Annotated in this window: 12 protein-coding genes; 4 read left to right on the forward strand and 8 right to left on the reverse strand. The window is 67.7% G+C overall.

From position 1 onward, the window contains the following. Positions 1–18: 18 nt before the first annotated feature. The 7 genes from J7U46_RS15360 to J7U46_RS15390 form a co-directional block, all read right to left on the reverse strand. A complete protein-coding gene (locus J7U46_RS15360) occupies positions 19–3,039 on the reverse strand; it encodes a TonB-dependent receptor (protein ID WP_282827333.1) in 3,021 nt (1,006 codons plus the stop codon). Between the two features lie 187 nt (positions 3,040–3,226). Further along, the gene (locus J7U46_RS15365; RefSeq protein WP_282827334.1) at positions 3,227–4,198 is read right to left on the reverse strand and encodes a peptide ABC transporter ATP-binding protein; all 972 of its coding nucleotides are present in this window, start codon (positions 4,196–4,198) and stop codon (positions 3,227–3,229) included. Continuing rightward, positions 4,191–5,129, reverse strand: a complete 939-nt coding sequence (locus J7U46_RS15370) for an ABC transporter ATP-binding protein (protein ID WP_282827336.1) — start codon at positions 5,127–5,129, stop codon at positions 4,191–4,193. Before J7U46_RS15370 ends, J7U46_RS15365 begins: the two co-directional genes overlap by 8 nt. Next, a complete protein-coding gene (locus tag J7U46_RS15375; protein ID WP_282827338.1) occupies positions 5,129–6,007 on the reverse strand; it encodes an ABC transporter permease subunit in 879 nt (292 codons plus the stop codon). Before J7U46_RS15375 ends, J7U46_RS15370 begins: the two co-directional genes overlap by 1 nt. After that, positions 6,004–7,014 (reverse strand): ABC transporter permease subunit, encoded by a 1,011-nt coding sequence (locus tag J7U46_RS15380; protein WP_282827340.1) that lies wholly within the window; start codon positions 7,012–7,014, stop codon positions 6,004–6,006. The genes J7U46_RS15375 and J7U46_RS15380 overlap by 4 nt, the downstream gene beginning before the upstream one ends. After that, positions 7,014–7,856: an N-acetylmuramoyl-L-alanine amidase gene (locus tag J7U46_RS15385; protein WP_282827343.1), complete on the reverse strand. Its 843-nt coding sequence runs from the start codon at positions 7,854–7,856 to the stop codon at positions 7,014–7,016. Before J7U46_RS15385 ends, J7U46_RS15380 begins: the two co-directional genes overlap by 1 nt. Then, on the reverse strand, positions 7,853–8,800 hold the full coding sequence (locus J7U46_RS15390) for a BadF/BadG/BcrA/BcrD ATPase family protein (RefSeq protein ID WP_282827345.1): 948 nt from the start codon (positions 8,798–8,800) through the stop codon (positions 7,853–7,855). The genes J7U46_RS15385 and J7U46_RS15390 overlap by 4 nt, the downstream gene beginning before the upstream one ends. Positions 8,801–8,966: 166 nt before the next feature. Here J7U46_RS15390 and J7U46_RS15395 point away from each other — a divergent pair, with 166 nt between their 5' ends. From J7U46_RS15395 to J7U46_RS15410, 4 genes are all read left to right on the forward strand, one after another. Then, the gene (locus J7U46_RS15395; RefSeq protein WP_282827347.1) at positions 8,967–10,148 is read left to right on the forward strand and encodes a serine hydrolase domain-containing protein; all 1,182 of its coding nucleotides are present in this window, start codon (positions 8,967–8,969) and stop codon (positions 10,146–10,148) included. A 9-nt stretch (positions 10,149–10,157) separates the two neighbouring features. Beyond that, positions 10,158–10,700, forward strand: a complete 543-nt coding sequence (locus J7U46_RS15400; protein ID WP_282827349.1) for a GNAT family protein — start codon at positions 10,158–10,160, stop codon at positions 10,698–10,700. A gap of 90 nt (positions 10,701–10,790) precedes the next feature. Beyond that, positions 10,791–11,102, forward strand: coding sequence for a hypothetical protein (locus J7U46_RS15405; protein WP_282827351.1), 312 nt, complete (start codon positions 10,791–10,793; stop codon positions 11,100–11,102). A 28-nt stretch (positions 11,103–11,130) separates the two neighbouring features. Continuing rightward, positions 11,131–12,024 (forward strand): hypothetical protein, encoded by an 894-nt coding sequence (locus J7U46_RS15410; RefSeq protein WP_282827353.1) that lies wholly within the window; start codon positions 11,131–11,133, stop codon positions 12,022–12,024. Positions 12,025–12,033: 9 nt separating this feature from the next. On the opposite strand, the gene J7U46_RS15415 is transcribed toward J7U46_RS15410, so the two are convergent. Then, positions 12,034–13,569 carry a family 10 glycosylhydrolase gene (locus tag J7U46_RS15415; protein WP_282827355.1) on the reverse strand — a complete coding sequence of 512 codons (1,536 nt, stop codon included), beginning with the start codon at positions 13,567–13,569 and terminating at the stop codon, positions 12,034–12,036. Between the last annotated feature and the right edge of the window lie 9 nt (positions 13,570–13,578).

The raw sequence follows: 13,578 nt of genomic DNA on the forward strand, positions 1-13,578 counted from the left end.
AGAGTAGTCCAACCAGGGTCAGAACTTGTAGCGGGCTTCCAGGTAGTACTGGCGGCCGCTGACGTCCAGCTTCTGCTGTTCCAGTTCGCTGTAGCGGTACTGGGCGCGGGCCGGGTTGGTCAGGTTGGTGGCGTTGAACGAGAGTTCCAGCTCCTTGGTCAGCTTGTAGTTCAACGACATGGCCACGTTGGTGACCGGGGCCGCGATGGTCGGCGCGGTCGGCATCAAGACGCCACCGATTGTCGACAGGCCCTGGCTGTTGGCCGTCGGCGCCGGCGCTGTCGTGCTCGACACGTACTTGCCGCGGTAGTTGAAGACCAGGCGGGCACTGAAGACGTCGTTCTCGAAGTAGCCGCCGATGTTGCCGGCCACCTTGGAGGCGCCGGTCATCGGGCGGCCGTCTTCCACCGAGGTCTCGGCCAGGCTGGCGTTGGTGGTGAAGCCGAAGCCGGCGCCGATGGGCTGCTCATAGGCCAGTTCCACACCCTTGATGCGTGCCACCTGCTGGGTCGAGGTGTTGATCAGGTAGTTGCGGAAGGTGCCGGTGCTCGAGTCGTACAGATCCACCGAGGCACCGCTCTTCACTGCGCCGGTCTTGGCATAGCCGTCGATGCGCGAGTTGAAGAAGCTGATCGAGGCCAGCGAGCGGCGTGCGAAGTACCAGGCCAGCGACACATCGACGTTCTGCGAGGTCATCGGCTTCAGGTCGGGGTTGGGACCCGTGACCTGGCAGCCGTCCGAGGTGCAGGTGGCGCCGGTGAAGTTGGCGCCATAGAGGTTGTAGTTCTGGCGGCCGATGGTCTTGGACACCCCGAGGCGGCCGATCAGGTTCTTGTCCAGCTCCCAGCGCAGGTTCAGGCTCGGCAGGAAGTTGTCGAAGTTGCGCTTGTTGGCCTTCTTGTAGTACATCGTGCCGGCGTTCGGGTTCCACACCGCGCCGTCGTAGTACGAGACCGCATCGCCAGCGGTGTTGATCGCGTCGGGGAAGGCCACGCAAGGCGTGACCGTCTTGCCCGGTTCGATGCGCGCGCACTGGCCCGCCGGAATCGGCACCGGGGTCATCGAATTGACCATGGTGCGCACGAAGCGGATGCCGACGTTGCCGGACACCTTGTTCTTGGTGTCGTCGAAGTTCTGCATCGCGTAGAACGAGGTCTGCGTCTCGCGCAGCTCAATCTCGGAGCTGACGAAGCGCTCGAACTCGGGCGTGGTGGTCTTGGCGACCTTGCTGAAGTAGTCGACCAGGTACTGCTTCGGGAAGTAGAAGCCGGTGTTCTCGAAGTTGCCGCCCAGGCCATCGCCGAAGTCACCGGGATAGCTCACCGCAGCCGAGACCGGCGGCGAGTCGGTGGCGGCATTGAAGGCCGACTTCATCGCCACGATGGAGCGGCGGAAATCGCGGTTGTGGTCCGCACGGCGCAGGCCGAACTGCAGCGTGGTGAAGATGTCGAAGTCCTGCGTCAGCTCGCCGTCGATGGCCACGCTCTTCTCGCGGTCCACTGTGTTGTAGCGGTTGATGCCGCTGCGCGAGACCAGCTTGTAGCCGCTGCCGTCGGCGTTCAGGGCCGGCGTGGAGCCGTCGCCGGCGCCGAGGTAGCGGAAGTCAGGCGCGTCATACAGGCCGTTGAACTTGTAGGAGATGCCGGTGCCGTAGCGGGCATAGGTCAGGCCGCGGTCGTTCTCGGTATGGCCGACGCCGCGCGTCGTGCTGACCAGGCCCTTGAACACCAGGTCCTTGGTGGCTTGCCACTTGGCATCGAAGTCCAGGAAGCCGCTGCTGGCGCTGGCGCCGCTGCGGTAGAAGCCTTCCGAGTTGCCCACGTACTGCGGGGTCGTGCCGTTCGGGAACACGATGTCGGCGCTCTTCAGCACCTTGAGCGTGTCGCCATAGATCGTCTTCTCTTCGACGATCACCGGGTTCTTGATCTGCGCATAGACGCGCTGACCGCCCGAGTTGGTGAAGACCGTGGTTTCGCCCGTCGTGCCAGCCAGACCGCGCAGCATGCTGTTCATGGCGCTCATGGTCGCGCGGCCGAAGTTGGACGCGTTCATCTTCGAGTAGAAGCCGGTCAGGCCCAGGTCCCAGTCGTTGTTCGGGCGAGCCTGCACCGACAGCATGCCGCCCTTGCGGTCACGCTCGCCTTCGACGAACTCCAGGCCCATCGAGCCCGGCATCCGCACATTGTTCAGGTCCGAGGCCTTGTAGCCGGTGCCGGCCAGCGAGGCGTCGGTGATGCCCAGCATGGTGCTGGTGTTGATGATGTCCCAGCCGCTGCTGGCGCCATAGGCCAGGCGCGAGACGGAGTCGCGGCGCACATAGCGCTTCTCGGCAAACACCTGACCGATCACGCCGAGGTTGTTGGCCTCGTTCTTCCAGTTGGCGCTGGCATTGATCTGCGGGCCGGTCTTGCCTGGCAGGTCGGCATAGACGCCGCCGACGCTGACCACGCCGCCCAGGCTCTTCTTCTGTTCGAGCGGCTTGCGGGTCGTCACGTTGATCGTGCCGGCCAGGCCACCGTCCACGATGTTGGCCTGCGAGGTCTTGTAGACCGTGGCGCTGTTCAGCACCGAACTGGGCATCAGGCTCAGCGAGGTGCTGCGCGAGCTGGAGCTCTGGTCGGCCAGGTACCAGTCGCCGCCGCTGACCGTGTGGCCATTGAACAGGATCAGGCTCATGTCCGGATTGGTACCGCGCATCGAGACCTTCTCGGCCTCGTCATAGTCGGTACGCACGGCCACGCCGACCACGCGCTGCAGCGAGTCGGCCAGGTTCTTGTCGGGCATCTTGCCCACGTCCAGCGCCGTGATCACGTCGATGTTGGCGCCGGCGTCGCGCTTCATCAGCAGCGACTGCTCGGTCGAGGCGCGGATGCCGGTCACCTGGACGGTTTCCAGCTGCTTCTTGGCATCGGCGGCCTTCTTGGCCTCGGCCTCGCTGGCAGCGGGCGCGCCCTGGGCGGCTGCCAGAGAGCTGCCAGCCAGCAACAGGGCCAGGGAAATGGCTTGTGCAACCGGGGTAGGCTTGAACGACGGGATCATGGACGGGTCTCCTGAGGCAAATTAGGCCAATTGGTCTAATTGCCGAGCATGACGCCGCCGCCCCTCTCCATAACAGTTACTTTGTGTCGCCGTTGTATGTATCGCGGTTATGGATATGCGAAAAACGCGCTGAAAACCAAGGGATAACCCGCGATTTTTGTCACAATACGGACGCCGACTTGCCAACTCAGCCGACGAGATAGCAAGCCAGCTGCCGCCCTTCAACGGCACGCAACAGCGGCTGCTCCATCGCGCAGCGCGCCTCGGCCTGAGGGCAGCGCTTGTGGAAGGCACAGCCGCTCGGCGGATTCAGCGGGCTGGGCAGTTCGCCCCGGATGACGATGCGCTGGCGCCGGTCCGCCGCGCGCAGGGCCGGCGTGGCACTCATCAGGGCCTGGGTGTAGGGATGCAGCGGCCGGGCGTAGATCGCCTTCTTGTCGCCGATCTCGACCGCGCGACCGAGGTACATCACCATCAGCTCGTCGGCCACATGCTCGACCACCGAGAGGTTGTGCGAGATGAACACATAACCGGTCTGGAACTCGGCCTGCAGGTCCATGAAGAGGTTGAGGATCTGCGCCTGGATGGACAGGTCCAGCGCCGACACCGGCTCGTCGGCCACGACGATGCCGGGATTCAGGATCATGGCCCGCGCGATGGCGATGCGCTGGCGCTGGCCACCCGAGAACATGTGGGGATAACGGCGCAAATGCTCGCTGCGCAGCCCCACCTTGGCCGCCAGCGCCTCGATGCGCTCCAGCCGCTCGGCTTTGCCGAGCGAGGTGTTGAGCAGCAGCGGCTCGTCCAGCGTGGCGGCGATCGTGCGGCGCGGGTTCAGGGAGGCAAAGGGGTTCTGGAACACCATCTGCACCTGGCGGCGCAGGCCCTTCAGCTCGGACTTGGCCGCCGTGGCCACGTCAAGGCCAGCGATCTGCAGCGAGCCGGCGCTGGGCGCTTCGATCAGCGTCAGCTGCCGCGCCAGCGTGGACTTGCCGCAGCCCGACTCGCCGACCACGGCCAGCGTGCGGCCGCGCTTGAGCGTGAAGGAAACGCCGTCCAGCGCCTTGACCACAGCCTTGGGCTTGAACAGGCCCTGGCTCACGGCGTAATGGCGTGCCAGGTCTTGCGCCTGCAGGAGGATGGGTGCGTCGTCAGCCATGCAGCTCACCGGGGAAGAAGCAGCGCACGCCGTCCGACAGCGCCGGTCGCTCGGCCGTGCAGCGTGCTTGCACACGCGGGCAGCGCGGCGACAGCAGGCAGCCCTGCGGTCGGTCCAACGCGCCGGGCACGATGCCGGACAGGGCCGCCAGGCGTCGGGCGCCCCGGCTGTGTTCAGGAATCGAGGCCAGCAGGGCCTGCGTATAGGGGTGACGCGGCGCGTCGAAAAGGTCGGGCACGGCGCCGGTCTCTACGACCTGGCCGGCGTACATCACTGAAACTCGCTGTGCCATCTCGGCCACCACGGCCAAGTCATGCGTGATCATGATCAGCCCCATGCCCTGCTCGCGCTGCAGGCGCAAAAGCAGGTCCATGATCTGTGCCTGGATGGTCACGTCCAGGGCCGTCGTGGGCTCGTCGGCGATCAGCAGCTTGGGCTCGCAGGCGATGGCCATGGCGATCATCACGCGCTGGTTCATGCCGCCGGACAGCTGGTGCGGATAGGCAGCCGCCCGGCGTTCGGGGTCGGGAATCTCGACCAGCGCCAGCAGCTCCAGCACGCGCCGCTGCAAGGCCGCGCCGCGCAGGCCACGATGGGCCTTCAGCACCTCGGCGATCTGGTAGCCCACGGTGTAGCTGGGGTTGAGGCTGGTCAGCGCATCCTGGAACACCATGGCCAGCTCGGCGCCTATCAGGCGGCGGCGCTCGCGCCCATCGAGCTTCAGCAAGTCGCGGCCCTGGAACTCCAGCTGGTCCGCCGTCACGCGGCCCGGTGCCTCGATCAGACCCATCAGGGCCAGCATGCTGACCGACTTGCCCGAGCCCGATTCACCGACGATGCCGAGCAGTTCACCGGCCGCCAGGTCGAGGTCCAGGCCGTCGACCACCGGGAAGGCGCCGAACTGCACGCGCAGGTTGCGGATGGAAAGCATCAGGACACCTTGCGGAGCTTGGGGTCCAGCGCATCGCGCAGCCCGTCGCCCATCAGATTGACCGAAAGCACCGTGCACAGGATGGTCAGGCCCGGCAGCATCACCACCCAGGGCGCACGCTGGATGTAGTCGCGCGCCGAGGACAGCATGCCGCCCCACTCCGCCATGGGTGCCTGCACACCAAGGCCCAGGAAGCCGAGGCCGGCCGTCTCGAGGATGGCGGCCGAGAAGCTCAAGCTGGCATTGACGATCAAGGGCGCCAGGCAGTTGGGCAGCACGGTCACGAACATCAGCCGCAGCAGGCCGGCGCCGGCCACGCGGCTCGCCACCACGTATTCGCGCTCGATCTCGGCCAGGGCCGCCGCGCGCGTGAGCCGGGTGTAGCCGGGCAAGGCCCCGATGGCGATGGCGATCACCGTGTTGAAAAGACCTGGCCCCAGCACCGTGATCACGCAGATCGCGAGCAGGAGGCCGGGCAGGGCCAGCATGATGTCCATCACCCGCATCACCACCGGCGAGAGCCAGCGCTGATGAAAGGCCGCCGTGAGGCCCAGCACCACGCCGGGAACCATGGCCAGCAACACCGAGGCGAGGCCGATGCCCAGCGACACACGGCCGCCATGCAGCAAGCGCGACAGCAGGTCGCGGCCCAGCTCGTCGGTGCCGAAGACGAAGCTCCAGCTGCCGCCGTCCCAGACCGGCGGCGCCAGCATCTGGCTGCGGTACTGCTCCACCGGATCGTGCGGCGCGATCCAGGGCGCGAGCAGCGCAGCCATGGCCACCAGGCCGAAGAACACCAGCGCCGCCAAGGCGCCGCGATTGGCCGAAAAGCCAAGCCAGAACTCGCGCAGCGGCGACGGATAGCGCTCGCCGCTCATCGCTCACCCCGCAGGCGCGGATTGACCACGCCATAGAGCAGGTCCACCACCAGGTTGACGGCGATGAAGGTGCAGGCCGAGATCAGGATGCCGGCCTGCACGACCGGGTAGTCGCGCCGTGCAATCGCCTCGATCAGCCATTTGCCAATGCCCGGCCAGGAGAAGATGGTCTCGGTCAGCACGGCGCCGGCCAGCAGGCTTCCGGTCTGCATGCCCACCACGGTCAGCACCGGGATCAGGGCATTGCGCAGCGCATGCACGACCAGCACCCGCTGCGGCGACAGGCCCTTGGCGCGGGCCGTGCGCACATAGTCCTCGCGCAGCACCTCCAGCATGGAGCTGCGCGTCATCCGCGCCACCACGGCCGTGCTGCTGGTGCCCAGCACCAGGCCTGGCAGCAGCAGATGCAAACAGGCCGAGCCAAAGGCGCCCGGCTCGCCCCAGAACAGGCTGTCGATCAGCATGAAGCCCGTGTGCTGCTGCACCTCGTAGATCACGCTGACGCGGCCCGACACCGGCGTCCAGCCGAGGCCCACCGAGAAATACATGATGAGGATCAGGCCCCACCAGAACACCGGCATCGAATGGCCCAGCGTGGCCAGGCCCATCACGCCCTGATCCAGCAACGAGCCGCGCTTCAGGGCCGCCAAGAGGCCGAGCGTGAGCCCCAGCGCAATCGCCAGCAGCAGGGCCACGCCGGCCAGCTCCAGCGTGGCCGGGAACAGGGCCGCGAACTCCTTGGCCACCGGCTCGCGGCTGACCATGGATTCACCCAGGTCGCCCTGGGCCAGCTTGGCCAGGTAATCGAGGTACTGCAGGTGCAGCGGCTGGTCCAGGCCGAGGCGGTGCACCAGGGCCGCATGGGCCTCGGGGTCGAGCCGCCGCTCGCCCATCATCACCTCGATGGGGTCACCCGGGATCAGCCGTATCAGGCCGAAGGCCAGCAGCGTGATGCCCAGCAAGGTGGGCACGAGGCCCAGCAGCTTGCGGGCAAGAAAGCCAAACATCACCAGCGCGAGGTGTAGGGGCGCGGGGCCTGGTCAGCCTCGCCCTTCAGGATGAGCCCACCCGGCGAGGTGATCACGTCCAGCAGCGCGGCGGTTTCCGAATCCGGCGTGCCCGAGTAGTCGCTGGGGCGGTACTTCATCTGGAAGGTGGCCAGGGTTTCCTTGGTCGCGGTATCGACCTCACCGCTCTTCGGAACCGAATAGCCGACCTGGGCCAATCGAGCCTGGAACCATTCGGCGGGCGGCAGCTCCTTGGCCGCGTACTCCTGGCGTTTGGCCTCCAGCTTGGCCGCATCGGGCCAGGGGATGATGCCGGCGTCGGCCAGCTGCTTCCAGGGAAACATCGGGCCCGGGTCCTGCTTGCGGCCGGGGGCGATGTCGGCATGACCGATCACGCGCTCGGGGCGGATTTTGTGGCGCGCGACGATGTCCTTCACGAGCGCAATCACCTGGTCGATCTGCTTCTGCGGATAGGGTGCATAGACACGGCCGTTCGGGCCGTCCACATAGCCGGCATTGACGATCTCGATGCCGATGGACGAGGCGTTCAGGTTGTTGTGGCCAGTCCAAGAACTGGCGCCGGCATGCCAGCTGCGGCGGTTCTCGTCGACCAGGCGGTAGATGGTGGGCGGCTCATCGCGCACCAGGTAATGGCTGGAGACCTGGCCGCCGGTGGTCAGCACGCGCAGCGACTTCTCGAAGTCGATCACCGTGTAGTGCAGGACGAGGAAGAGCGCACGGCTGTCCTGGTTCTGCGAGGTGTAGGTCGTGTCGATCTGCGGGCCGGTGGCGCAGGCGGACAGCAAGAGGGCAAGTGAGGCGGCGAGGAGGCGGGTCTTCATGAATGTGAGCCTTGGGCCGCCTGCAGGGCGGCGCTTTTGTGGGGTTCCAGGTGGACGGTGCGTAACTCTAGGCCCTGGGGCAGCGCCTGGCGCAGACCCTGGGCGATCATCGGATGCAATTGCAGCGCGCGGCCGGCGGCGGCAACCGGGCGCTTGCCGTAGCGCTTTTGTAGGGCCAGCAGCGGCCGTGCCAGCTCGCGGCCGGCGCGTTCCAGCAGGGCCAGCGCCTCGGAATCGCCCTGCTTGGCGGCAGCGGCCACAGCCAGGGCCAGCCGGCCGATGGCGCCCCGGTCGGCGCCGTAGACGAAGGCCCGGCTGGTGGCCCAGTCGTGGCCGCCGATGGCATCGAACAGCGTCCGCGCCAGCAATGAGCGCTCCCAGCCGCCGGGCTCTTCGTCCTCGGCACGCCAGACGGCGGCCAGGGCCTCGCGGGCGATCCAGTAGCCGCTGCCCTCGTCGCCGAGCAAGCCACCGCGGCCACCGGCGCGCTGCAACTGGCCTTGTTCGTCGATGAAGGCGGCGATGGAGCCGGTGCCTGCATAGAGCAGATAGCCCTCGCCCGGACTGAAGGCGGCTCGGTAGGCGATGTCCATGTCGCTGCCGCAGCGGATGGCTGAGGGCGCGAGACCGAGGGCCTGCGACAGCAGATCTTCCATCTGCCGCGCCTGCGGTCGCTCGGACAGGCCGGTGATGCCGGCCAGCGCCCGCACCGGCCGACCATGGGCGAGCACGGCGGCGGCCAGCTGGTGGCTGATCTGGGCCAGGGCAATGCGGCCGGCCGCGTCGGCGAGCAGCAGGCCGCTGAAGCCGCTGACATGGCCCTCGGCGCGGAGCATGCCGTTCGCATCGGCCAGCGCCCAGCGTGTCTGCGTGCCGCCCGCATCCAGCCCCAGGCCCAGCGCTGGGGCACTGTGATCATGAGGAGCGGACGCGGGGAGGTTCATGGTCTGGTCGGCGGAGCCGGCTGAGCTTAGGGGCGCCGGCAGGCGTCGGCAAATGTCAATGCGGCCCGGCCGCATAACCTCACCGCATGGTCGCTCACCAAGCAGCGATGACAGCTCATCGATGGCTGCGCCCACAATCCGCCGAATCCTGCTGTCGTTGATCGCCATGCGCCCTGCCCTTGCCGCTTCCTTGACCTTGCTGCTCGCCGGCTGCGCGCTGGCGCCCCCTCGCCCACTCAATGCCGAGGCACTGCGGCAGGCCGATGCCGCCATCACGGCCATGATCGAAAAGCAGCAGATGCCCGGCGGCGTCTGGTGGGTCGAGCAGGCCGGCCAGAGCTATCACCGGGCCTACGGCCAGCGCGCTCTGCAGCCCTCGCCCGAGCCGGCCGATGACGCCACGCTCTACGACGCCGCCTCGCTGACCAAGGTCGTCGTCACCGCACCGCTGATCGAGCGGCTGCGCGAGCAGGGCAAGCTCGACGTGGACGCGCCGCTGCAGCGCTACCTGCCGGCTTGCGGCGATGAGAGCTGGGGCGGCATCACACTGCGACATCTGCTCACCCACACCGCCGGCCTGCCCGCCGGCATGGGCGCCAAGCTGCCGAATGGCGAAACCTGGAGCGGCACCGCCGGCGCCCAGCAGCAGGCCTGCGGCCAGAAGCTGCGCGCGGCGCCGGGCGCGCAGTTCGTCTATTCGGACATCGGCTACATCCTGCTCGGCCTGGTGATCGAGCAGGTCGGCGCTGCGCCGCTGCACGAGCAGGCCGAGGCGCAGCTGTTTGCGCCGCTGGGCATGACGGACAGCGGCTACCTGCCCTTGCAACGCGGCGCGCCGGCAGCACGCATCGCACCCACCGAGAAGGTGGCCGAGGGCGAGTACCTGCGCGGTGTGGTGCACGACCCCACGGCCCGGCGCATGGGTGGCGTGGCCGGCCATGCCGGCCTGTTCACCACCAGCAGCGACCTGGCCCGCTACGCCCGCATGCTGCTGGCCGGCGGCCTGCTGCCCGATGGCCGGCGCTTCCTGAGCGAGCAGAGCGTGGCCCTGCTGAGCACGCCGCAGTCGCCGCCCGAGTTGAAGGAAAAGCGCGCTCTCGGCTTCGACATCGACACGCCCTATTCGCGGCCGCGCGGCAAGCTCTATCCCAAGACCAGCTTCGGTCACACCGGCTTCACCGGCTGCGCCTTCTGGCTCGATCCGACCAGCCGGAGCTTCACCATCCTCTTGGCCAACCGCGTCCACATGGGTGGGCCGACCAACACCTTGCCGCTCTACGAGCAGCTCGGCACGCTGGCGGCGCAGGCGGCTGGCGTGGAGGCTCCCCCTGCCCCAGCAGCGCGCTAGCATCGGCGCATGCCAGCCAACGACCTCATCAGCATCGCGCCTGTCGCCGCCTCGGACCAAGACGAGCTGCTGGCCTTCGAACTGCACAACCGCCGCTTCTTCGAAACCTGGGTCAATCCACGCCCCCCGAGCTACTACGCGCCGGACGGCGTGAGCAAGGCCATCCGCGCCGCCCAACTCGACGCCGAGCAGGACCGGGCCTACCAGTACCTGGTGCGCGAGGCCGGCCTGCTGGTCGGCCGCATCAACCTGAGCCAGGTCCTGCGCCTGGGCTACCAGTCAGCGTCGCTCGGCTACCGCATTGGCCAGGACCACAACGGCCGTGGCATCGCCCAGGCCGCCGTGAAGCTGGCGCTCGCCGAGGCCTTTGGCCGCCATGGCCTGTGGCGCATCGAGGCCACCTGCCGGCCCGAGAACCCCGCCTCCCAGCGCGTGCTGCAGGTGAGCGGCTTCCAGCAGTTCGGCCATGCCCGGCGCTGCTTCCAGCTGAATGGGCAGTGGTTTGATTTGCTGCATTTCGAGACCCATGCGGATGCCTGGCCACCGATGTGACGAACGGCGCCTCGCAGGAGGAAACAGCTGATCCCGCGTTCCCGCCTCGGCCGCACGCTGGCCCTGCTCTGGCTGCTGGCCTGCCTGGCCTTGCTCGCCTTTGCCTACCTGCAAAAGTCCGAGCCTGACATGCCGGTCGCCTTCACCTGGCTGCTCATCGCGCTGAGCTTCCCCATCGGCCTGCCCGTCGGGGCTGTCGTGGGCATCAGCATGTCCTGGGCCTATGCGAACGTCGGCCTGCCCTACGAGCCTTTCATGGACCTGCTGCCGTCCTGGCTGCTGATGCTGCTGTTCGGCTACCTCCAGTGGTTTGTGGGATTGCCGGCGGTCTGCCGATGGCTGCGCGGACGGCAGACCAGCCTCTCTTCTTCACGACGCGAGGGCCACCGACTTGAGAGCTAGCCTCGGCATCCGCGTTTCGGCATTGGCATTGACCGTGATCGCCGCAGGCCTGCTTGCGTACGCCATCAGCAGCCGCCAGACTGCCCCCGAGCCACGGCCCGCGGCAGCGAGCACGCCGATGGCGACCATTCGCCCGCTACCGGAGCAGGCGGCCTTGCCAGCGGCCGGCTCCACGTCGAGGGGCCTCGCCAGCGAAGCCGCACTGCCGGGCTCCTTTGCTGAACGATGGGCCGGCGGCTTCACCAGCGATGACCCGTACCCCATCATCATGGCGCTGCGCAATCGCCGGGGCCCTGGTTCGTTCGGTGCGGCCCGCGACATCATCCTGGCCTGCCTGCCGGGCATGCTGGCCAGCGAGCACGATGGCCAGCTCATGCAGGCGGCAACAAGGCAGACCAACTACGCGGCCCGCCTGCAAGCTCGCCAGACCTTTGTGTCGCGATGCCACCGGGTCACCCACGTCTCGGGTGATCACCTGGAGCGACTCGAAGACGATGAGCATGGGCGGCGCTTCATCGACGCGGTCGTCTCACTGCAGCATCGCTCCACGGAGACCCGCGAGGCCTGGGAAGCGGCCTTGCGAGAAATTGCCGGCCAGGGGCAGCTGGTGTCCGCCGCTCCACGCCTCAAGTCACTGACGAACTGGAAGGGTGAAAGCTGGCAAGGGGCTGAGGATCGCGCGGACTTTTCAGCGGCCGTCGAGCTGGCGGCGCTGCGGGCCAGCGCCACGCCCGGCACCGAGCGGTCGGACCTGCGCCTGATCGAGCGCTGCTATCGCTGGGGCGATTGCGAGTACCGCTACGACGCCGCCTTGGATACGCTGCCTGCCCCGCGCCGTGATCGGGTCAGGCAGCTGGCGGCGGAGATGGAGGCCGCGTTCAGGAGCAACGATCTCCGCCCCTTTCTTGGCCCCACGCGCTGAGCAAGGGGCTCAGAGCCTGTACCCGCGCCGCTCGCTCTCGTTGCTCACCCGGTCCAGCGCCGACACCACAACGGCATCGAGCCCAGCAGCCGGCACGCCGAGGGCGCCGGTCGTGACCTCGAAGCGCCATTGGCCGTCAACGCGCAGCCAGATCGCGTAGCGGCTGACCGGCTTGCTGCCGGCGCCGGGAGCCGGCTTCAGCATGACCTGCGTGCCCTGGCGTTCGATGCTCAAGGTCGGCGCCGCAGGTGCGCCGGCTTCCAACCAGGGTGTGGCCGGCACCAGCACCGCATCTCGGTACAAGCCCGAGACCAGCACATCGGCCAGACCCTTGCGGTTCTGCGTCAGCGCCACCATGCTGAAGTGCACATGGCCGGAGCCCGGCGCGCGGCGGCGCACGATCTCGATCTGGCCGGTGATCTCGTCGGGGCCCCAGGTCTCGGGCTTGTCGTTCTGGATGCGGCTGGTGAAGAGGCCGGGCCAGACGTGGCGCTTCATCGGGTTGTTAGCCAGCCAGACGTCCATCAGCGGCTCGAAGGCCTGGCCCTTTTGCGTGCGGCTCCAGTAGAGCTGGGGCACGAGGTAGTCCATCCAGCCTTCGTTCAGCCACAGCTCCACATGGGCGTAGAGCTTGTCATACTGGCTGAAGCCGGCGATGTTCTCGTTGCGGACCGCCGGCTTCGGGATGCCGAAGGGGCTGACACCGAAGCGCACCCAGGGCTTGGTCGCGCGGATCATGCCGTAGATGCGCTCGATCAGGCGGTCCACGTTCTGGCGGCGCCAGTCGTTGCGGGCCAAGGTACCGCCGGACTGCACATAGCGCTGCCAGCTCGGCTCGTCGGGGAAGTCCAGCTCCTCCTTGCTGTCGGCGGGGCGGCCGGGCAAGGCGATCGGATAGGGATAGAAGTAGTCGTCGATGTGCAGGCCGTCGACGTCGTAGCGCTTCAGCACGTCCTTGAACACGGCCAACGTGTGCTCGCCGGCTTCGATCTCGCCCGGGTCTATCCAGAGCTGGTCGCCATAGCTCTTGACCCAGTGCGGCTTGCTCTGGCTCAGGTGCGTGGACGCCGCAGCCGACTTGGCCGAGTTCTGGCGGGCGCGGAAGGGGTTGAACCAGGCATGCAGTTCCAGGCCACGTGCATGGGCCTCGGCCACCCAGAAGGCCAACGGGTCGTAGCCCGGAGAAACGCCTTGCTGGCCCGTGAGGTACTCACTCCAGGGCTCCAGCTTGGAGTCGTACAGGGCGTCGGCCGCCGTGCGGATCTGGAAGATGATGGCGTTGAACTTCAGGGCCACGGCCTTGTCCAGCATCGCGCGGGCCTCGGCCTGCTGCTGCTCCATCGAGAGGCCCTTCTTGCTGGGCCAGTCGATGTTAGCCACCGTCGCCACCCAGGCGGCGCGGAACTCGCGAGGCGCGGCCGGCGGCAGCGCGGCGAGGTCCATGGCTTCACGCGCTGCGGCGGCTCCGCCGCTGGTCGGCAGCTCAGCGCAGGCGGCCAGCGCCGCAGCGCTGGAGAGGACGAGGGAGCGGCGAGAAAGTTTCAACTTAGTACT

Source organism: Pelomonas sp. V22, from assembly GCF_030014915.1.
Classification (GTDB): Bacteria; Pseudomonadota; Gammaproteobacteria; order Burkholderiales; family Burkholderiaceae_C; genus JAUASW01.

What these genes read in the sequence shown, in the direction of transcription:
- J7U46_RS15400 (WP_282827349.1), top strand. Translation starts at nt 10,158, where the DNA reads ATGCCAGCCAACGACCTCATCAGCATCGCGCCTGTCGCCGCCTCGGAC.
- J7U46_RS15385 (WP_282827343.1), bottom strand. Translation starts at nt 7,856, where the DNA reads ATGAAGACCCGCCTCCTCGCCGCCTCACTTGCCCTCTTGCTGTCCGCC.
- J7U46_RS15375 (WP_282827338.1), bottom strand. Translation starts at nt 6,007, where the DNA reads ATGAGCGGCGAGCGCTATCCGTCGCCGCTGCGCGAGTTCTGGCTTGGC.
- J7U46_RS15380 (WP_282827340.1), bottom strand. Translation starts at nt 7,014, where the DNA reads ATGTTTGGCTTTCTTGCCCGCAAGCTGCTGGGCCTCGTGCCCACCTTG.
- J7U46_RS15390 (WP_282827345.1), bottom strand. Translation starts at nt 8,800, where the DNA reads ATGAACCTCCCCGCGTCCGCTCCTCATGATCACAGTGCCCCAGCGCTG.
- J7U46_RS15395 (WP_282827347.1), top strand. Translation starts at nt 8,967, where the DNA reads ATGCGCCCTGCCCTTGCCGCTTCCTTGACCTTGCTGCTCGCCGGCTGC.
- J7U46_RS15365 (WP_282827334.1), bottom strand. Translation starts at nt 4,198, where the DNA reads ATGGCTGACGACGCACCCATCCTCCTGCAGGCGCAAGACCTGGCACGC.
- J7U46_RS15360 (WP_282827333.1), bottom strand. Translation starts at nt 3,039, where the DNA reads ATGATCCCGTCGTTCAAGCCTACCCCGGTTGCACAAGCCATTTCCCTG.
- J7U46_RS15370 (WP_282827336.1), bottom strand. Translation starts at nt 5,129, where the DNA reads ATGCTTTCCATCCGCAACCTGCGCGTGCAGTTCGGCGCCTTCCCGGTG.